Here is an 18,907-nt window from a genome sequence, read left to right on the forward strand (position 1 = left end):
CAATTAAGGGCGCGGCAGACGGCGGTGCAGCCTGGCATGCGAAAAGCCGTTATCATAAGCGCCTCTTTGCCTGCCTTGCCATGGACACCATGACCGAGAACGACTATCTGATCGCTTGGGGGCTCTACGCCTTCGCCGCCTTGGGCTGCCTGCTGGTGTGGATGCGCCTGACCCGCTGGATGTGGCGCTGGCTGCGCGAGCCGCTGCGAGTGCTGGTGGCGGTGCTGCTGTTCAGCCCGACCGTGGTCGACCCGGCCAAGGAAATGTTCGCCCCGGCCGTGGCCATCACCGCCCTGGACATGCTGTTCAAGGTCGGCAACAACGCCTGGCGCGCGGTCTCCGACCTGTTCATGTATGGCGTGATCGCCTTCGGCATCTACCTGGTGTTCGTCCTGATCCGCTGGCCGATCGAGCGCGCCTCCAAGGCCCGCAAGGAACAGGCCGAGGCCGCCAAGGCCGCGGCCCGTGCCGAAGAGCCGGACGACCAGCCTTTCGGCGGTGCCGGCGACGATCGCTACGGCCGCCCGCCAGTGCCCAGCAACCCCCAGCGTTCGCGGATCGAACCGCGCCTGTAACACGCATTGAAGCGAGAGTCCGAGCATGTGTGAGTTATTGGGCATGAGCGCCAATGTACCGACCGATATCGTGTTCAGCTTTACCGGGCTGATGCAGCGCGGCGGGCGCACCGGCCCGCATCGCGACGGCTGGGGCATCGCTTTCTACGAGGGCCGCGGCCTGCGCCTGTTCCAGGACCCGGCGGCGAGCAGCGAGTCGGAAGTGGCCAACCTGGTGCAGCGCTACCCGATCAAGAGCGAAGTGGTGATCGGCCACATTCGCCAGGCCAACGTCGGCAAGGTCTGCCTGTCCAACACCCATCCGTTCGTGCGCGAGCTGTGGGGGCGCAACTGGTGTTTCGCCCACAACGGCCAGCTGGCGGACTTCCAGCCTCCCACCAGCTTCTATCGTCCGGTGGGCGATACCGACAGCGAAGCGGCTTTCTGCGACCTGCTCAACCGGGTGCGCGAAGCCTTTCCCGAGCCGGTGGAAGTCGAGGAACTGCTACCGTCGCTGGTGGCCGCCTGCGCCGAATATCGCGGCAAGGGCGTGTTCAACTGCCTGCTCAGCGATGGCGACTGGCTGTTCTGCTATTGCTCGACCAAGCTGGCGCAGATCACCCGCCGCGCGCCCTTTGGCCCGGCCCGCCTGAAGGATGTCGATGTGATCGTCGACTTCCAGGCGGAAACCACGCCCAACGACGTGGTGACGGTGATCGCCACCGAACCTTTGACCGAAAACGAAACCTGGACTCGCTACGAGCCGGGCCAATGGAGCCTGTGGCGGCGCGGTGAATGCGTCCTGCACGGCCAGACCGAATAAGGACATCCCCTATGTTGCTCAGTTATCTGCGGCTGGTGCTGTTTGCGGCGGGCCTGTTGATCGGTGTACAGGTGCCGGGTTTCATCAGCGATTACGCCAAGCGCGTCGAGGCTCACCTGATCGAGGCCCAGGCCGGCCTGCAAGGGTTCCAGGGCACCGCCAACCAGTTCTTCAAGGGCGATCTGCAGGCGCTGGTCGCCCACTATCGGGCCAGCGACGATCCGGTGTTTCGCAGCGACGCCGACAGCCTGGGCAATCTGCTGGTTCGCCAGCGCGCCCTGGACAAGCAGTTCCAGGCCATGCAGGGCCCGTGGTACATCCGCCTGCTGCAAGTGGTGCTGGCTGCCGACCCGGATATCCGCCAGGAAACCTGGAACGGCTACAGCTACCAGATCCTGCTGACCCCGCAAGCGATGATCTGGGCCATGAGCGGCGCCTTGCTGCTGTCGTTCGGCCTGGAATGCCTGTATCGCCTGATCGACTGGGTGGTGCTCGGCGGCAAGCGCCTGCGCCAGAGCCGGCCGATCGAAGAGCGTGACTTGAAGGGCTTGTGATGTAGCCGCTGCCACAGGCTGCGATCGACGGCGCAGCCGTCGTAAACCAGCCGACGCGTTTTTCCAGGCAGATCGCGGATGCAGGTTACGCAGCAACTGCGTTGCCGTTCGCAGCCTCGCAGGCTCGGCAGCGGCTACATAAAGCCCTCTCGGTGGATCAGCCCGCCAGGACGATGTAGTTCTCGCCGACCTTTTGCGCATAACGCTCCAGCACTTGCTGGCACAGCACCACCACCTCTTCCACCAGTTCGACCCCCACCCGCCATGACACCACTACCTGCAGGTTCGGCGGGCGCTGGTCGATGGCCAGCAGGGTCAGTTCGCCGCGCGCCAGTTCCTCGCTGACCAGCACCGGCGGCAAGGCGCCGATGCCGAAACCGTCGCGCAGCAGGCGGGTAATGGCCGACACCGAGTTCACGCAGTTGAGCCGTGGCGCGGTCACCCCGTTGGCCTGCATCAGGCTCAGCACTTCCTGGTGCGGCAGGGAGTTCTTCGAGTAGGTGATGATGCGTTCCCGGGCCAGCTCGGCCAGGTTGGCGTACTCGCGGTTGTAGATCGAGTGGCTGGCGACTATCCAGCCCATCGGGTGGCTGGCCAGTTCCAGGCTGCGAATGGATTCCTGGCGCAGCAGGTCGGTTTGCAGCACCAGGTCGAGAAAGCCTTTCTGCAACTGGTCGCAGAGGTTCAGCGAGGTGTCGGCCACCAGCTCGATTTCCACCTGGGGATAGCTGTCCATCATCCGCGCCACCAGGGGGCTGAGCCAGGTGTGGATCACCGTGTCCATGACGCCGATGCGAATCCGCCCGACCTTGCTCGAGCGGGTCTCGATCGACTGTTTGAGCGCCTGCATGGTGTCCATCATCTGCTCGGCATAGTCGAGTACCTTGAGGCCTTCCGGGGTCAGGGTCACGCCGCGCGAGTCGCGCAGGAACAGCTTGACCCCCAGTTCGCCCTCGAGCACGGCGATGCGGCTGGAGATCGACGCCTGGGTGGTGAAGAGTTTGTCGGCGGTCAGGCGAAAGCTTTTCAGGCGCGCCACCCAGACAAAGGTTTCAAGAAACTTGAGGTTCATGCGATCAACTTTTCTTATGTCTGGAGGCGGTTTTTATTAGTTGGACGGAGCAGGGCGCGGGCGCCAAAAATCGCTGCGTCTCACGATAAGCGTCGTCGGGACCCAGAACAATATTAATAAAGTGGAGATTTGCCATGAGTGCGCCCGACACGCTCGCCGCCAGCAAGGCCAAAGGCCGCGCCGGCCCCTTCGACTGGTACCGCGACATCAATCAGCAGGAGCGCCGCACGTTCTGGAGCTGCAAGGCCGGTTACGGCCTGGATGGCATGGACACCCAGATGCTCAGCTTCGTCATCCCGACCCTGATTGCGCTGTGGGGCATCAGCTCCGCCGAGGCCGGCCTGATCCACACCAGCACCTTGCTGGCTTCCGCCCTGGGCGGCTGGATCGCCGGCATCCTGTCCGATCGCATCGGCCGGGTACGCACCCTGCAACTGACTGTGCTCTGGTTCGCCTTCTTCACCTTCCTCTGTGGCCTGGCGCAGAACTACGAGCAACTGTTGATCGCCCGGACCCTGATGGGCTTCGGTTTCGGTGGCGAGTGGACCGCCGGCGCGGTGCTGATCGGCGAAGTGATCCGCGCGGAAAACCGCGGCAAGGCGGTGGGCATGGTGCAGTCCGGCTGGGCCTTGGGCTGGGGCATCACGGCACTGCTCTATGCGCTGATGTATTCCCTGCTGCCGCCGGAAGACGCCTGGCGCGCCTTGTTCCTGCTGGGCATCCTGCCGGCGATCTTCGTGATCTTCGTCCGCCGCCTGGTCAAGGACCCTGAGGTCTACCGGCAAACCCGGGCCCGGGAAGTGCCCGACAACCCCTCGCGCTTCTACGAGATTTTCGCCCCCGGCATTCTCAGCACCACCCTGCGCGCGTCGCTGCTCGCGGCCGGCGCCCAGGGCGGCTATTACGCCATCACGTTCTGGCTGCCGACCTTCCTCAAGACCGAGCGCGGCTTGAGCGTGCTGAGCACCGGCGGCTACCTGGCGATGGTGATCTTCGGTTCTTATGTGGGCTATGTGATCAGCGCCTATCTGACCGACATTCTCGGGCGCAAGAAGAACTTCGTCCTGTTCGCCGCCGGTTCTTTCACCATCGTCCTGCTCTACACGCAAATGCCGGTGAGCAACGCGGTGATGTTGTGGCTGGGCTTTCCCCTGGGCTTCTTCGCTTCGGGGATCTTTAGCGGCATGGGCGCCTTCCTGACGGAGCTGTTCCCCACGCGGATCCGCGGTTCGGGCCAGGGCTTCTGCTACAACAGCGGCCGGGCGCTGGCGGCCCTGTTCCCGCTGCTGATCGGCCTGCTCAGCCAGCACATCCCGCTGGGCGCGGCCATCGGCACCTTCGCCGCCGTGTCCTACGGCATCGTGGTCCTGGCGGCCCTGAGCCTGCCGGAAACCCGTGGCAAACAACTCGAAGCGCGCTAACTGATAATCTGTGGGCATCCCGCGCGATCCCCGCAGCCAACATGACAAACGCTACAGGAGCACTGACCGTGAGCCGCCTGTTATTGAATTGCGACATCGGCGAAAGCTTTGGCAACTGGACCATGGGCCTGGATGCCGAGGTGATGCCGTTCATCGATTGCGCCAACATCGCCTGCGGTTTCCACGCCGGCGACCCGAGCATCATGCGCAAGACCGTCAGCCTGGCCCTGGCCAATGGCGTGCGCATCGGTGCGCACCCGGCGTACCAGGACCTGGCCGGTTTCGGCCGCCGTTCCATGGCCTACGGCGCCCAGGAACTGCAGGACCTGCTGCACTACCAGATCGGAGCCCTCGACGGCATCTGCCGGGCCCAGGGCACTCGGGTGAGCTACGTCAAACCCCATGGCGCCATGTACAACGACATGATGGCCAACCCGGCGCAGCTGCGCGCGGTGATCCAGGCGGTTGCCGCCTACGACAAGACACTGCCGCTGATGTTGATGGCCACCCGTGACAACGGCGCGGCCCAGGCCCTGGGCGACGAGTTCGGCGTGACCCTGTGGTTCGAAGCCTTCGCCGACCGTGCCTACGACAACGCCGGTCACCTGGTTTCGCGGCAACTGCCGGGGGCGGTGCATCACGACCCGGAAAAGATCATTGCCCAGGCCTTGACCATCGCCCGCGGCGACGCGCTGCTGGCCAGTGACGGCAGCGCCTTGCACCTGCAGGCCAATACCCTGTGCGTGCACGGCGACAACGCCAGTTCGGTGGCCGCCGTGCAGCGTATTCGCGCGGCCCTTGCGCAGTTGCCAGCATGAAAATACGCCTTGAAGTGGTGGCCATCGATTGCCTGATGGTGCGCCTGTTCGATGCCATCGCCGAGGCCAACATGCCGTGGATGCTCGCTGCCAGCGAGCGCCTGCGGACGGCCTTCGGCGGGCAGTTGATCGATCTGGTGCCGTCCTATACCACGCTGATGGTGCACTACGACCTGCGGGCCCTGAGCCCGTCCCAGGCGCGGGAACTGATCGATCTGGCCCTGACCGACCTGACCCCCGATTCGCGCACCGGCGGCCAGCGCCATGTGCTGCCGGTCTGGTACGACCTCAGCGTCGGCCCGGAGCTGAGCCTGTTGTCGCGGCGCAGCGGCCTGTCGGTGAACGAGGTGATCCGTTGCCACAGCGAGCGTGAATACCAGGTGTTCGCCCTGGGGTTCGCCCCGGGTTTCGCCTTTATGGGGCTGGTGGACGAAGTGCTGGCCGTGCCGCGCCTGGATACCCCGCGCAAGCGGGTGGCGGCCGGTAGCGTGGGCATTGCCGAGCGGCAGACCGCGGCTTATCCGGTGGTGTCGCCGGGGGGCTGGAACCTGATCGGACGTACGCCGAGCCGCCTGTTCGATCGCGAGCGCGATGGCTACAGCCTGATGCAACCGGGCGACAGTGTGCGTTTCGCCGCGGTGGACCACGCCGAATTCATCCGCCTGGGCGGTGACGACACGCCACTTCCGGAGGCACTGGCATGAGCCGCCTGACGATCGAAGCCAGTACGCCCTTGTGCCTGTTGCAGGATGCCGGTCGCTTTGGCGTGCGGCACCTGGGCGTGACCCAGGGCGGCGCGCTGGACTGGGTGTCGATGTCCTGGGCCAACTGGCTGCTGGGCAACGCCCTGGATGCGCCGGTGATCGAGATCACCCTGGGCGGTTTCAGCGTGGTCGCCGAGGAGTTGTGCCTGCTGGCACTGGCGGGCGCCGACCTGGGGGCCTGTATCGACGAGCGTCCGCTCAGCCCGGGGCGCAGCTTTATCCTGCAAAAAGGCCAGCGGTTGCGCTTCACCCAGCCGTACCTGGGGGCGCGGGCCTATCTGGCGGCGCCCGGCGGTTTCAATGCGCCCAAGGTGCTGGGCAGTTGCGCCAGCGTGGTCCGCGAGGAATTGGGCGGGCTCGACGGCTTCGGCCGGCCACTGGCCGCGGGCGCGCGGCTGGAGTATTGCGGGGCGGGGGTGAACCTCAAGGTGCTGTCGGGCAAGCAACTGCCGGACCTGCAATCGAAGGCGCCGCTGGAGGTGATTCTCGGGGCGCAGATCGGCCAGTTCAGCGGGCAGAGCCTGTTCGATGCCTTCAACAGCGCCTGGACCCTGGACAGCCGCGCCGACCGCATGGGCATGCGCCTGCTGGGGCCGTCACTGCGTTATCAAGGGGCACCGATGATCTCCGAGGGCATTCCCCTGGGCGCGATCCAGGTGCCGCCGGACGGCCAGCCGATCGTGCTGCTCAACGACCGGCAGACCATTGGCGGGTATCCGCGGCTGGGGGCCTTGACGCCCCTGGCGCTGGCGCGGCTGGCGCAATGCCTGCCGGGCAGCGAAGTGCGCCTGACGCCGGTGGTGCAGGAGACGGCGTATCGGCAGCAGATCGAGTTTTTACGGCGGTTTGTCTGAACCGATGTAGCCGCTGCCGAAGGCTGCGATAAGGCCCGAAGGGCCTTCAAGCGGACTCAAGAGCGCGTCTGCTTCGTCGGAGTGCCGCCCAAGCCGATCGCAGCCTGCGGCAGCGGCTACAGGGATCGCGTTGGATGGGATCCTATTTGGAGAGAAACCGCATCCCTTCTTCCAGGCCGCGCAAGGTCAGCGGGTACATCTGGTCTTCGATCAGTTCGCGCACGATGTTGGTCGAGGCGGTGTAGCCCCAGGTGTCTTTCGGGTAGGGGTTGATCCAGATGAGCTTCTTGTACTTCTCCATGAAGCGCTGCATCCACACATAACCGGCTTCTTCGTTCCAGTGCTCGACGCTGCCGCCGGCCTGGGTGATTTCGTAGGGCGCCATGGCGGCGTCGCCGACGAAAATCACTTTGTAGTCGGCGCCGTATTTGTGCAGCACGTCCTGGGTCGAGGTGCGTTCCGAGCCGCGACGCAGGTTGTTCTTCCACACCGACTCATAGATGAAGTTGTGGAAGTAGTAGTACTCCAGGTGCTTGAACTCGGTCTTGCAGGCCGAGAACAGCTCTTCGCAGATCTTCACGTGGGCATCCATGGAGCCGCCGATATCGAACAGCAACAGCAGCTTGATGCTGTTGCGCCGTTCCGGGCGCATCTGGATGTTCAGCAGGCCAGCGTCACGGGCGGTGTGATCGATGGTGCCGTCGATGTCCAGCTCGTCCGCCGCGCCCTGGCGGGCGAACTTGCGCAGGCGGCGCAGGGCCACCTTGATATTGCGCGTGCCCAGTTCCACCGAGTCGTCGAGGTTCTTGTACTCGCGCTGGTCCCAGACCTTGACCGCCTTGCCCTGGCGCTTGCCGGCATCGCCGACGCGGATGCCTTCCGGGTTGAAACCGCCGGAGCCGAAGGGGCTGGTGCCGCCGGTGCCGATCCACTTGTTGCCGCCGGCATGGCGTTCCTTCTGTTCTTCCAGGCGCTTCTTGAACTCTTCGATCAGCTTGTCCAGGCCGCCGAGGGACTGGATCTGCGCCCGTTCCTCATCGCTCAGCGAGCGTTCGAACTCCTTGCGCAACCAATCCTCGGGGATCAGCGCCTGCAGGTGGTCGTCGAGTTTTTCCAGGCCGTTGAAGTAGGCGCCGAATGCGCGGTCGAACTTGTCGAAGTGCCGTTCGTCCTTCACCAGGATCGCCCGGGACAGGTAATAGAACTCGTCCATGTCGGCGAAGGTCACGCGCTGCTTGAGCGCATTGATCAGGTCGAGCAGCTCGCGCACCGACACCGGAACCTTGGCGGCACGCATTTCATTGAACAGGTTGAGCAGCATGACAATGCCCTCTCAGCGGGTGCCACGACGGCTCATGAACGCCAGGCGTTCGAGCAGCTGTACATCCTGCTCGTTCTTCACCAGGGCACCGGCCAGCGGCGGGATGGCCTTGGTCGGATCGCGTTCGCGCAGCACCGCTTCGCCGATGTTGTCGGCCATCAGCAGCTTGAGCCAGTCCACCAGTTCGGAGGTAGAAGGCTTCTTCTTCAGGCCCGGCACCTTGCGCACATCGAAGAACACGTCCAGCGCTTCGCTGACCAGGTCCTTCTTGATGTCCGGGTAGTGCACGTCGACGATTTTCTGCAGGGTGGTGCGGTCGGGGAAGGCGATGTAGTGGAAGAAGCAGCGGCGCAGGAAAGCGTCCGGCAGCTCTTTCTCGTTGTTGGAGGTAATGATGATGATCGGGCGCTGTTTGGCCTTGATGGTCTCGTCGATTTCGTAGACGTAGAACTCCATCTTGTCGAGTTCCTGCAACAGGTCGTTGGGGAACTCGATGTCGGCCTTGTCGATCTCGTCGATCAGCAGGATCACCCGCTCCTCGGATTCGAAGGCCTCCCACAGCTTGCCCTTCTTCAGGTAGTTGCGGATGTCATGCACCTTGTCCACGCCCAGCTGCGAATCGCGCAGGCGGCTCACCGCGTCGTATTCGTACAGGCCCTGGTGAGCCTTGGTGGTGGACTTGATGTGCCAGGTGATCAGCCTGGCACCGAAGGACTCGGCCAGTTGCTCGGCGAGCATGGTCTTGCCGGTGCCCGGTTCGCCCTTGACCAGCAGCGGCCGCTCCAGGGTGATGGCGGCATTGACTGCCAGCTTCAGGTCATCGGTGGCGACGTACGCGCTGGTGCCTTCGAACTTCATCTGCAATTCCTCGAACGGTAACGCCGACGTGCATCGAGCAGGTCGGAAGAATAAAACACGAATGGCCGACTATAGCGCGCCGCCCGGCCGACTGTGAACGCAGACGCCCCATTCAGTCTCTGAATGGGGCGTCACGTGGTGACTCAGTCAGCGGATGGTTTGGGACGCTCATACTGGGCATTGAAGGCCTCGATGAAACCATTGCGTAAAATCTGCAAAAAAGCCTGGAATGCGCTGATATCACGCTGATGTACGCTGCCTTTGAGTTCGACCCGGGTAGCGAACTGGTTTTTCCCCTGGTTTTTCAGCACGGTTTCGCTGACCCCCACCAGGGCTTCCCAGATCGAACGGAATATCCCTTTGTCCTTGTTCTCGACATCCTGCTGCCAATTGAACACATCGACGTCGCGCAGCAGCGGCTTGATATAGCCGGTGAGCTGGCCTTTGTTGGCTTCGGCTTCGATCACCAGGTCGCCGTGGCCGGCGTTGAAGTCGAATTTGCCATAGGCGGCGGCGAAGTCGTTCAAGCGCTTGAGTTCGATATCCCGCACGCGCAGGCGGAACTCGAAGTCCTGGAAGTCGCTCAGTGGGTCGAAGGTGGCGTTGGTTTCCAGGGGCGCATGGCCCAGCAGCAGGGCCTTGCCTTCGAGGCGGGCGTCGCGTTTGCCTTGGGTGTCGACCACGTTGGTCAGGTTGTAGGCGCTGGCGTTGACCTGGGTGGCGCTCATGTTCACCGGCGGTTTGGAGTTGAAGTTACGGAAACTGATCTTGCCGTCGCTGACCTGTACTTCGTTGAGGGTGATGGGCAGCAGTTTGTTCAGCTGGGCCCGCCAGTCGGTGCCTTCACCGGTTTGCGAGTTCTGTTTGTTGGCGCCGTCGACGAAGTTGACCTGCGGCCCGACGAATTGCACTTCGGCCACCACCGCATGGTCGTACCACAGGGAACGCCAGCTCACTGACAGATCGACCAGCGGTGCATTGACGAACGGCACCGGCACCTTGCCGTCGACCTTGACGATTTTCAGGCCGTTGATCCGGTAGGCACCGCGCCACAGGGCCAGGTCGACATCGGCGATCTGGCCGCGGTAGTCGCCCATGTTGGCGAGCCGGTCATTGAGGTAATCGCGCACCAGATAGGGCAGGGCGATATGCAGGGCAACCAGCAGCACCAGCACCCCGGCGAGGGTCCACAGGGGCCAACTGTAGCGACGTTTCATGAGCGTGAGTCTCCAGCCATGTGCCTTATAGCGATTGACTCCCCGGCATCGCAGACGTTCGTCCCGACTGGACGCTCATGGGTGCGAGGCATACCCTTGAAGACTTCCTTTCACGCTGTACAAGGACCCAGCCATGAGCCGCATTTTCGTTGACAACGCCCATTCCATCGGCAATACGCCGCTGGTGCAGATCAACCGCATCGCGCCCCGCGGCGTCACCATCCTGGCCAAGATCGAAGGGCGCAACCCGGGTTATTCGGTGAAGTGCCGGATCGGCGCGAACATGATCTGGGACGCGGAAAGCAGCGGCAAACTCAAGCCGGGCATGACCATCATCGAGCCGACCTCGGGTAACACCGGTATCGGCCTGGCGTTCGTCGCCGCGGCCCGTGGTTATAAGCTGGTCCTGACCATGCCGGCGTCGATGAGCATCGAGCGGCGCAAGGTGCTCAAGGCCCTGGGGGCCGAACTGGTGCTGACCGAGCCGGCCAAGGGCATGAAAGGGGCGATCGAGAAGGCCGCGCAAATCCTCGCCAGCGATCCTGACAAATACTTCATGCCGCAACAATTCGATAACCCGGCCAACCCGGCGATCCACGAGAAAACCACCGGTCCGGAAATCTGGAATGACACCGATGGCGCGGTGGACGTGCTGGTGGCGGGCGTCGGCACCGGCGGCACCATCACCGGGGTTTCCCGCTACATCAAGAAGACCCAGGGCAAACCTATCCTGTCGGTGGCGGTGGAGCCGAGCGTCTCGCCGGTGATCACCCAGAAGCTGGCCGGCGAAGAGATCAAGCCCAGCCCGCACAAGATCCAGGGCATCGGTGCCGGTTTTGTGCCGAGCAATCTCGACCTGTCGATGGTCGACCGGGTCGAGCTGGCGAGCGACGAGGAATCCAAGGCCATGGCCCTGCGCCTGATGCAGGAGGAGGGGATCCTCTGTGGCATCTCCTGCGGCGCGGCGATGGCGGTGGCGGTGCGCCTGGCGGAGACCCCCGAGATGCAAGGCAAGACCATAGTGGTGGTGCTGCCGGATTCGGGTGAGCGTTATCTGTCGAGCATGCTGTTCAGCGACCTGTTCACCGAGCAGGAGAACCAGCAGTAAGGCAGTGGGAAGGTGATCGCCGGCAGGCTCCGCAGGAGCCCGCTTGCCGGCGATCGAAGGCGTTGCAGGGCATGTTGCATGGGTACTGACCTGCATCAGCTGGCGTTCAGCTGGCGTATGTTAATCAGCGTTTTATTGCACGACTGTTAACACTGATTGTCGGTTTGTGCGGGTTTTTCCAGGGGCCAGGAGTGTTTATCATGGCCGGCTGCCATGCCGGATGAATGCTGCCCCGCCGGTAATTATTTCAAGGAGATATTGCATGAGCCTTTCGTTTGCCGCCAAGTCCGCGGTGTTGCTGCTATTCATCGGCAGCACTCTCTACGTGCATTTACGCGGCAAGGCTCGACTGCCGGTGCTGCGTCAGTTCGTCAACCATTCGGCGCTGTTCGCTCCTTATAACGCCTTGATGTACCTGTTTTCCGGTGTGCCTTCCAAGCCCTATCTGGATCGCAGCAAGTTCCCCGAGCTGGATGTGCTCAAGGACAACTGGGAAGTGATCCGCGACGAAGCCATGCATTTGTTCGACGAGGGTTACATCCGCGCTGCGGAGAAGAACAACGACGCCGGTTTCGGTTCGTTCTTCAAGAAGGGCTGGAAGCGTTTCTACCTCAAGTGGTACGACAAACCGCTGCCGTCGGCCGAGTTGCTGTGCCCGAAGACCGTTGAACTGGTCAGCCGCATTCCCAACGTCAAGGGCGCGATGTTCGCCCTGCTGCCCGGTGGCAGCCATCTGAACCCGCACCGCGATCCGTTCGCCGGCTCCCTGCGCTATCACCTGGGCCTGTCCACGCCGAACTCCGACGACTGCCGGATTTTCGTCGACGGCCAGGTCTACGCCTGGCGCGATGGCGAAGACGTGATGTTCGATGAAACCTATGTGCACTGGGTCAAAAACGAGACCGACAAGACCCGGGTCATTCTGTTCTGCGACATCGAGCGTCCGCTGAGCAACCCGCTGATGACCCGCATCAACCGCTGGATCAGCGCCTGGCTGGGGCGTGCCACCGCGCCGCAGAACCTCGACGACGAGCGCGTCGGCGGGATCAACCAGGCCTATGCCTGGAGCAAGCGCTTCAGCGATCGCATCAGTGGCGTGGTCAAGCAATGGAAGCGCCGCAATCCGAAGCTCTACCGCGTCATGCGTCCGGTGCTGGCGGTGGTGGTCCTGACCGCCCTGGGTTACTGGTTGTTCGGATAAGGCGTTGCAATGAATATCGGGCGCTGGTTATAGTCGGCGCCCGGTGTATCAGAAGATTCACCTTCCACTTCAGAAAGATCAGCACATGCCTCATTCCCTCATCAACGCGGTAGTCGATTCAGCGGTCAACGCTGGCGTCGTGCCGTGCGGGAACCCGCAGCCTGTGCAGATCAGTCATTACCCCCCACCTGTCAGTAGCACGCCGGTGTGCGCCGTCGTATCGCCGCCGGGCGTCGTCGTACGGGGCTGATCGGCAACCTCTGCTGTTGCCCGCGCCCGCCAGAAAAAACTACTGAATTTCAGCCTCGGCTGAGTTGGCTATTTGCCTGATTACAGGTGGTATTCATGTTGTTCATATCGAAAAAGTCCGCGCTTGCGGCGGCTTCCACGAGCCTGTTCGTCCTGCTCTGGAGCAGTGGGGCGATCTTCTCCAAATGGGGGCTGGCCCATGCCTCGCCCTTTGCCTTCCTGCTGTTCCGTTTTGCCATCGCCCTGTGCGGGCTGGTGCTGTTGATTCCCCTGCTCAAGCTGCGTTTGCCCCGCGGACGCAAGCCGATGCTGTACGCGGTGGCCACCGGGCTGGTGTTGCTGGGGGCATACCAGATCTTCTACCTGCTGGCCCTGGACCTGAAGGTCACCCCCGGAGTGATGGCCACCATCATGGGAGTACAACCCATCCTCACCGTGGTGATCATGGAGCGTCAGCGCTCCTGGAGCCGGATGTTCGGCCTGGCGCTGGGTTTGGCCGGGTTGATCATGGTGGTCTATCAGGGCATCGGCCTGGCCGGCATGTCGCTGGCCGGGATGCTCTTCGGCCTGCTGGCCCTGGTGAGCATGACCCTGGGCTCGATCATGCAGAAGCGCATCAGCGACAACCCGCTGGGCACCCTGCCGGTGCAGTACCTGGCCGGGCTGTTGCTGTGCGCGCTGTTCGTGCCGTTCCAGCCGTTCCACTTCGAGCACAGCGTCGGCTTTATCGTCCCGGCGCTGTGGATGGGGCTGGTGGTCTCGGTGCTGGCGACCCTGCTGCTGTACCGGTTGATCGCTCGCGGCAATCTGGTGAATGTCACCAGCCTGTTCTACTTGGTGCCGGCGGTGACGGCCGTGATGGACTATCTGTTCTTCGGTAATCGGCTGGCACTGCTGAGCGTGCTTGGCATGCTGTTGATCATCGTTGGGTTGGTGTTTGTGTTCCGCAAAAACAGCTGATTCATGAGGGGCGGGCGCAGCTTTCGACTTGAGCGAGGGCTGCGCCTTTTTTTGCCTGGGTGTGCCCTTCAGATTGGCCAGGGCTGGCCGATAGCAATGATGGCTCATTGCCATTAATTTGTATTCGCTTTTACCCTATTTATTGGTTATTTGGGAATAGGACAAACCTTAAAAATTAAAGATTTCCTCTACACTGACGACATACTCTTCAGGCCCAATGGAGAAAGTCAGAATGAGTAGCAAGCTGGTTTTGGCAGGTGTCGGTATGTTTCTAGGCTTGAGTGGAATCTGTTCCGCAGCCCCTCAAAGCATCCAGGGAACGATCTATTTTCACGGCAGCATCGTCGAGGAGCCTTGCACGCCAAGCTCGATTGCCCACGGCGGGGCGGCGTTGAGTCTTCGCCAGTGCCCGCAGTTTTCCCGCGGCAACGACATTCGTGTACACGGCGTCGGCCCATCGAGCTCGGTGACGGCCATCGGCAAATCGCCAGTCAACGTCAAGCTGGTCACGGACAGCGGCAAGGAAGGGCGCTACTACGATCAGCAATATGCGCTGGTCGATGAGGTGGGCAAGCCGGTCAACTCGGGGATGTACCTGATTACCTTGACGTCGCCATGACACAGGTATAGGCCAATACCCGGCGCTAGAGCGCCGGGTATTGAATGACCGTCACGGATGCCGCCGTTGTTGCTGGAGGCATGCCTTGACGAAAGGCAAAAAAAAGACCGGCAAGTGTATCTTGCCGGTCAATCCACAACACGCAGCGGCGGGGCCGCCGCTGCGTGATCAGGGCGGGGTTAGAAGCGGTAGCTGGCGTTCAGGCTCAGGCCATGTTCGCTGGCACCGCTGCCCAGTTGCCCGTTGTAGGCGGCGCCCAGGCTCAGCTCGGGAGTCACCCGGGTTTCCACTCCGGCTTCGACCACTGCACTGTTGCGCGAGTAGGCCGCACCTTCGATACGGAACGCATCGCTGCCGTCGAAACGGTAGGTGTTGGACGGTGTGATGCCGTTCAGGGCGTGTTTCCAGCCGGCGCTGCCGAACACGGTGAGCAACTTGCCGTTGTCCAGCTGCTTGTCGGCGCTGGCGCGCAGACCCAGGGTGGAGAAGGTCTGCTCGTCCGACGCGTGCTTGGCGCGCAGGGCCGCAGGGCCGCCACTTTCCTTGAAGCCTTCGCTCTTGACCTGCACATAGGCCAGGTTGGCGAAGGGTTCCAGCTGTACCGAAGGGCTGAGGTCGAAGCGCCGGCCCAGTTCGCCGAAGGCTTGCAGGGTGTTGGCGTCATGCTTGGACTTCAGGTGGTCGCTGTAGCCGGCGAAGTTCACCGAACGCTTGGCGTCGATCCGGCTCCAGGTGTACGCCATGCCGCCGCGCAGGTCGAAGCCGCTGACCTGTGTTCCGCCATAGACACCCAGGTGGATGTTGTCGTTGTCGCTTGAGGAGTCGCGTGACGAGCTCTTCAGTTCGGTGCGGCTGTAGCCGGTCAGCACGCCGACATGGCCGCGGTCGCCGACCGCGGTATCGACCCCGGTGAGCAAGCCCTTGGTGTCACTGCGCAGGTTGGCGGTATTGCTGTCGCCCTTGACTTCGCCCCAGTTGCCCAGCGTGGTGATCCACGGGGTCAGGCTGGAGTGAGTGTCGCTCGCGGTGTCACGGGCCTGGGCGGCGCTCGCCGAGCGCAGGCGGGTGTTCGCCGCGTCGCGAACCAGGCGGCTGTCCTGGACCAGCGCCGAACGGGTGGAGTTGTGGAACTCGCCGGACAGTTGATCGAAGGCATCCCGTGCCTGGTGGTCATCGGGCAGATAGGCGATGGCCTCGAACAGCTTGTTGTGCACCGGTGGCGTCAGCGCCGGCACGGCCGCGCCTTTCAGGCTTTGTGCCGCAGTGGCCGTGGCCCGCTGGTTGGGGGTGAAGGCGGCTTCCTGGAACAGGCGCGTCTGTTGCACATCCAGGTAGGCGTTGTGGCTGTCGTAGTTGTCCACCAGGTCATAGAAGGTCGAGACCCAGGTATCGCCCGTCAGCTTGTAGCGCCCGCTCAGGCCTTTCTCGGTCGCCAGCACCAGGTAGCGACGGTCCAGCTCGTAGCGTTTGCTGTCGAGTTTGTCCGCCTTGATGATGCTGCCGTCCTCGAGCCGCGCCGCGCCGTTCACCAGCAGCCGGTCGTTGGCCCCGGTGCTCAGCAGTTCGGCGTGGAAGGTCGAACCGCTGTGCTGGTCGAGATCGCCGGCCAGGGTCAGGGTGCCGATGGAGTTGCCGGGGGCGATGGTCGCGCCTTTGTGCAGGGTGACGTTGCCGACCTGGCCGTTGCCGGCCAGGGTCGCGCCGTCATACACGTCGGTCGAGCCGCCGAGCTTGCCGTTGACGGCGAGGATGCCCGATTCGACGAGGCTGCGGCCGTGGAAGGCGGAACTGTCGCCGCTCAGCTCGGTGCGCCCGGCGCCGCGCTTATAGAGCGTGCCGGTGCCGGAGAGGGCGCCGCCGAAGGTGTAGCCGTTGGCACGGTTGAACACCAGGCTGCCGGGCGCGTCGATCTGCACGTCGCCAAGGATCGAGCCGCTGTTGCCGCCGTTCGCGCCGGCACCCAGTTGCAGGGTGCCGTTGCTGATCAGCGTGCCGCCCTTGTAGGTGTTTTCGCCGGTGAGCACGGTGGTCCCCGTGCCGCGCTGCTCGACCGAGCCGCTGCCGTAGATGACGTGGTCGTACTGGTACTGGTTGTTACGGTCGAACACCACCTTGCCATCGTTGCCGATATCGCTGAGCACTTCACCTTGGCTGCCGTTGAAGGCACCGATGTGCAGGCTGGCGTTCTTGTCGACCTGTACTTGCCCGGCCATGACGTTGTTCAGCAGCAGTTCGCCGCCTTTGACATTCAACTGGCCGGTGAAGCGGCTGGAGTCACCGTTGAACACGGTCTGCCCGGCGATATGATTGATGCGGCCCTGACCTTCGAATCCGGCATCGAACTGGTAGTCACGGTCGTTGTGGTTGAACTGGACCAGGCCCTGGCCCTGGCCGAAGACCACGCGTTTGGCTTCCAGCTTGCCCGCGCCCTTGGCGTCGGCGGCTTTGTCGCTGGTCGCTCCCACATAAAGAGCGGCATTGGAGGTGCCGTCGGCGGCGATCCGTAGGATGCCGCTGCCGACTTTGGCCACGCCCTGGTTGGCGAGCACCAGGCTGGCGTTACCGCCCTGGCCCACGGTCAGGTCGCCGAGGGTTTCCCAGAGGCTGCCCGCGCCGTCGATGCTGGCGCTGCCATTGGCGCCCTGGTTGGCACCGATGATGCCGTCCTGGCTGTTTACCTGACCGCCATTCTTGATCTCCAGGGTGCCGTTGCCAGCGCCGCCGACGATCAGTGTCTTGTCGGTGGACAGCGTGCCGTTGTCGACGCTGAGCGTACCGCTTGAGCCTTTGCGTGCGCCGAGGACGGTGTTGCCAGCGGTCTGCACCTTGGCCCCGTTGGTGAGCGACAGCGAGCCGTTGCCGGCCTGGCCGACGATCATGTCGCCGAGGGTCTTCCACAGGCTGTTGGCGCCATCGAGGCTGGCGCTGCCATTGGAGCCCAGGTCGGCGGCGATGATGCTGTCCTGGCTGGTGACCTGGCCGCCGTTCTTGATTTGCAGGGTGCCGTTGCCGGCGCCGCCGACGATCAGGGTCTTGTCGGTGGACAGCGTGCCGTTGTCGACGCTGACCGTACCGCTACCGCCTCTGAGCGCACCGAGGACGGTATTGCCAGCGGTCTGCACCTTGGCCCCGTTGGTAAGCGACAGCGAGCCGTTGCCGGCCTGGCCGACGATCATGTCGCCGAGGGTCTTCCACAGGCTGCCGGTGCCATCGAGGCTGGCGCTGCCATTGGCGCCCAGGTCGGCGGCGATGATGCTGTCCTGGCTCTCTACCTGGCCGCCGTTCTTGACCTGCAGGGTGCCGTTGCCGGCGCCGCCGACTACCAGCCGCTTGTCGCTGGTCAGCGTCGAGCCGCTGTCGACGATAAGGGTGCCGGAGGCACCGCGGTCTGCGCCGATCAGGGTATCGCCCTGGGAGCGGACCTTGGAGCCGTCTTTGAGGGTCAGGTCGGCCGATCCGCCTTTGCCGACGATCAGGTCGCCGCCGGTGTTCACTGTCGCGCCGTTGTTGAAGGTGGCCTTGCCCGTGGCGCCCTGGACGGTGCCCAGGGTGAAGCTGTCACCGATGTTCAGCTTGCCGTTGGCGCCGACATTCAACTGGCCCAGGCCATTGTTGGCGGTGCCGACGTTCAGGCTGCCGACCGTTCGCGCGCTGTCCAGTTGCGCGACCTGGTTGTTGCGCCCGGCGAGCGGCCGGTCGATGTTGACCGCCTCATCGCTGGCGGGAGCGCCGTTGCTCCAGTTGCCACTGTTTTCCCAGGCGTTGCTGTCGTCGACGCGATGGGGATTACCGTCTTCGTCATAGACAATGTGATGGGCGTCTCCGGTCCAGTTCGTCGTGGCGAATACGGCTGGGGCGAAGGAGCTCAACGCCAGGGCGACGGCGAGCGCTGTGCTGGAGGGGCTGAAATTATGGGGTGTCATGGTTTTCTTTTCCAAGGCGGTGCCTGTGTGGTCGGAGGGGGAAAATGGCGTTGAGTGCGCTATGGATCAGCGGCGCGCGCCGGGGGTTGAAAGCGTTCGATGGCCGCACGGAAGCGCGAAGCGCCTTTTGGCCGGGAGAGGAGTTTTCTGGCTATGAAGTGCAATAGGACCGGTGCTGTAACAGTGCGGCCTGAGTGATCTGTTCATAAGCGTTGAATAACTGATCAAGTTGTCCGGGCAAGTTGTGAACGGGCCGGTAACTTAATAAAGAAGAAGGCGGGAATATACGTGGGGAGAGAGGTTGGGAACTTTTTTGAAGCTTTTCAGAAATATCTTTATGGTGATCGAGAATAATCTTTGTTGGTAATGGTTAGTTCGTTGTTGTTATCAGTGGAACTCTCTGGTGCGGGCTTCTTTTGCGAATTGCATTCAAGTTTTATGGGGTTTGGGCGAGGGGGTGAAAGAAGGGGGTAAAAAATAAAGACGGCGGGGTAATGATTTTTTTTTGCTTGAGGGGATGTTTTTGTTGAGAGAGCAGTATTTGTTTTTAGAAGGTGATGATTTTTTATTGTTTTAAGTTCTTTTGCCGAA

The 18,907-nt window shown here is 62.9% G+C and carries 16 protein-coding genes; 11 read left to right on the plus strand and 5 right to left on the minus strand.

From position 1 onward, the window contains the following. The first annotated feature begins 80 nt into the window (after nt 1-80). Genes CXQ81_RS09795 through CXQ81_RS09805 form a run of 3 tightly spaced genes read left to right on the plus strand, consistent with a single transcriptional unit; the run spans nt 81 to nt 1,931 of the window. Complete coding sequence (locus CXQ81_RS09795; protein WP_009047575.1) at nt 81-575, plus strand: hypothetical protein; 495 nt, start codon at nt 81-83, stop codon at nt 573-575. 25 nt (nt 576-600) lie between these two features. After that, on the plus strand, nt 601-1,377 hold the full coding sequence (locus tag CXQ81_RS09800; protein ID WP_007926899.1) for a class II glutamine amidotransferase: 777 nt from the start codon (nt 601-603) through the stop codon (nt 1,375-1,377). 11 nt (nt 1,378-1,388) lie between these two features. After that, on the plus strand, nt 1,389-1,931 hold the full coding sequence (locus CXQ81_RS09805; protein WP_009042623.1) for a DUF2937 family protein: 543 nt from the start codon (nt 1,389-1,391) through the stop codon (nt 1,929-1,931). A gap of 157 nt (nt 1,932-2,088) precedes the next feature. Here CXQ81_RS09805 and CXQ81_RS09810 read toward each other — a convergent pair whose 3' ends face one another. After that, entirely contained in the window at nt 2,089-3,003 is a 915-nt protein-coding gene (locus tag CXQ81_RS09810; RefSeq protein WP_007926895.1) for a LysR family transcriptional regulator, read from the minus strand. Between the two features lie 134 nt (nt 3,004-3,137). Between CXQ81_RS09810 and CXQ81_RS09815 the strand changes: the two genes are divergently transcribed. The 4 genes from CXQ81_RS09815 to CXQ81_RS09830 all read left to right on the plus strand — a co-directional run bounded on the left by CXQ81_RS09815 (nt 3,138) and on the right by CXQ81_RS09830 (nt 6,860). Further along, the gene (locus CXQ81_RS09815) at nt 3,138-4,424 is read left to right on the plus strand and encodes an MFS transporter (protein WP_009042625.1); all 1,287 of its coding nucleotides are present in this window, start codon (nt 3,138-3,140) and stop codon (nt 4,422-4,424) included. Between the two features lie 68 nt (nt 4,425-4,492). Continuing rightward, nucleotides 4,493-5,242: a 5-oxoprolinase subunit PxpA gene (locus CXQ81_RS09820; protein ID WP_007926891.1), complete on the plus strand. Its 750-nt coding sequence runs from the start codon at nt 4,493-4,495 to the stop codon at nt 5,240-5,242. After that, nucleotides 5,239-5,946, plus strand: coding sequence for an allophanate hydrolase subunit 1 (locus tag CXQ81_RS09825; protein WP_101337107.1), 708 nt, complete (start codon nt 5,239-5,241; stop codon nt 5,944-5,946). The genes CXQ81_RS09820 and CXQ81_RS09825 overlap by 4 nt, the downstream gene beginning before the upstream one ends. After that, nucleotides 5,943-6,860, plus strand: coding sequence for a biotin-dependent carboxyltransferase family protein (locus tag CXQ81_RS09830; protein ID WP_101337108.1), 918 nt, complete (start codon nt 5,943-5,945; stop codon nt 6,858-6,860). The genes CXQ81_RS09825 and CXQ81_RS09830 overlap by 4 nt, the downstream gene beginning before the upstream one ends. Before the next feature lie 142 nt (nt 6,861-7,002). On the opposite strand, the gene CXQ81_RS09835 is transcribed toward CXQ81_RS09830, so the two are convergent. The 3 genes from CXQ81_RS09835 to CXQ81_RS09845 form a co-directional block, all read right to left on the minus strand. Then, nucleotides 7,003-8,181, minus strand: coding sequence for a VWA domain-containing protein (locus tag CXQ81_RS09835; protein WP_007926886.1), 1,179 nt, complete (start codon nt 8,179-8,181; stop codon nt 7,003-7,005). 12 nt (nt 8,182-8,193) lie between these two features. Then, entirely contained in the window at nt 8,194-9,039 is an 846-nt protein-coding gene (locus CXQ81_RS09840) for a MoxR family ATPase (RefSeq protein WP_053260017.1), read from the minus strand. Nucleotides 9,040-9,182: 143 nt separating this feature from the next. Further along, nucleotides 9,183-10,256 (minus strand): DUF748 domain-containing protein, encoded by a 1,074-nt coding sequence (locus CXQ81_RS09845; RefSeq protein WP_101337109.1) that lies wholly within the window; start codon nt 10,254-10,256, stop codon nt 9,183-9,185. Nucleotides 10,257-10,389: 133 nt separating this feature from the next. On the opposite strand from CXQ81_RS09845, the gene cysK reads away from it, so the two are divergent. From cysK to CXQ81_RS09865, 4 genes are all read left to right on the plus strand, one after another. Beyond that, on the plus strand, nt 10,390-11,364 hold the full coding sequence (gene cysK / locus CXQ81_RS09850) for a cysteine synthase A (RefSeq protein WP_007926882.1): 975 nt from the start codon (nt 10,390-10,392) through the stop codon (nt 11,362-11,364). Between the two features lie 262 nt (nt 11,365-11,626). Next, a complete protein-coding gene (locus CXQ81_RS09855) occupies nt 11,627-12,565 on the plus strand; it encodes an aspartyl/asparaginyl beta-hydroxylase domain-containing protein (RefSeq protein ID WP_009042631.1) in 939 nt (312 codons plus the stop codon). A gap of 345 nt (nt 12,566-12,910) precedes the next feature. Beyond that, on the plus strand, nt 12,911-13,774 hold the full coding sequence (locus tag CXQ81_RS09860) for a DMT family transporter (protein WP_009042632.1): 864 nt from the start codon (nt 12,911-12,913) through the stop codon (nt 13,772-13,774). A 232-nt stretch (nt 13,775-14,006) separates the two neighbouring features. Then, nucleotides 14,007-14,393, plus strand: a complete 387-nt coding sequence (locus CXQ81_RS09865; RefSeq protein WP_101337110.1) for a hypothetical protein — start codon at nt 14,007-14,009, stop codon at nt 14,391-14,393. Nucleotides 14,394-14,572: 179 nt separating this feature from the next. On the opposite strand, the gene CXQ81_RS09870 is transcribed toward CXQ81_RS09865, so the two are convergent. Beyond that, nucleotides 14,573-18,316: an autotransporter domain-containing protein gene (locus CXQ81_RS09870; RefSeq protein WP_101337111.1), complete on the minus strand. Its 3,744-nt coding sequence runs from the start codon at nt 18,314-18,316 to the stop codon at nt 14,573-14,575. Between the last annotated feature and the right edge of the window lie 591 nt (nt 18,317-18,907).

The organism is Pseudomonas sp. 09C 129 (assembly GCF_002843625.1).
Taxonomy (GTDB): Bacteria; Pseudomonadota; Gammaproteobacteria; order Pseudomonadales; family Pseudomonadaceae; genus Aquipseudomonas; species Aquipseudomonas chlororaphis.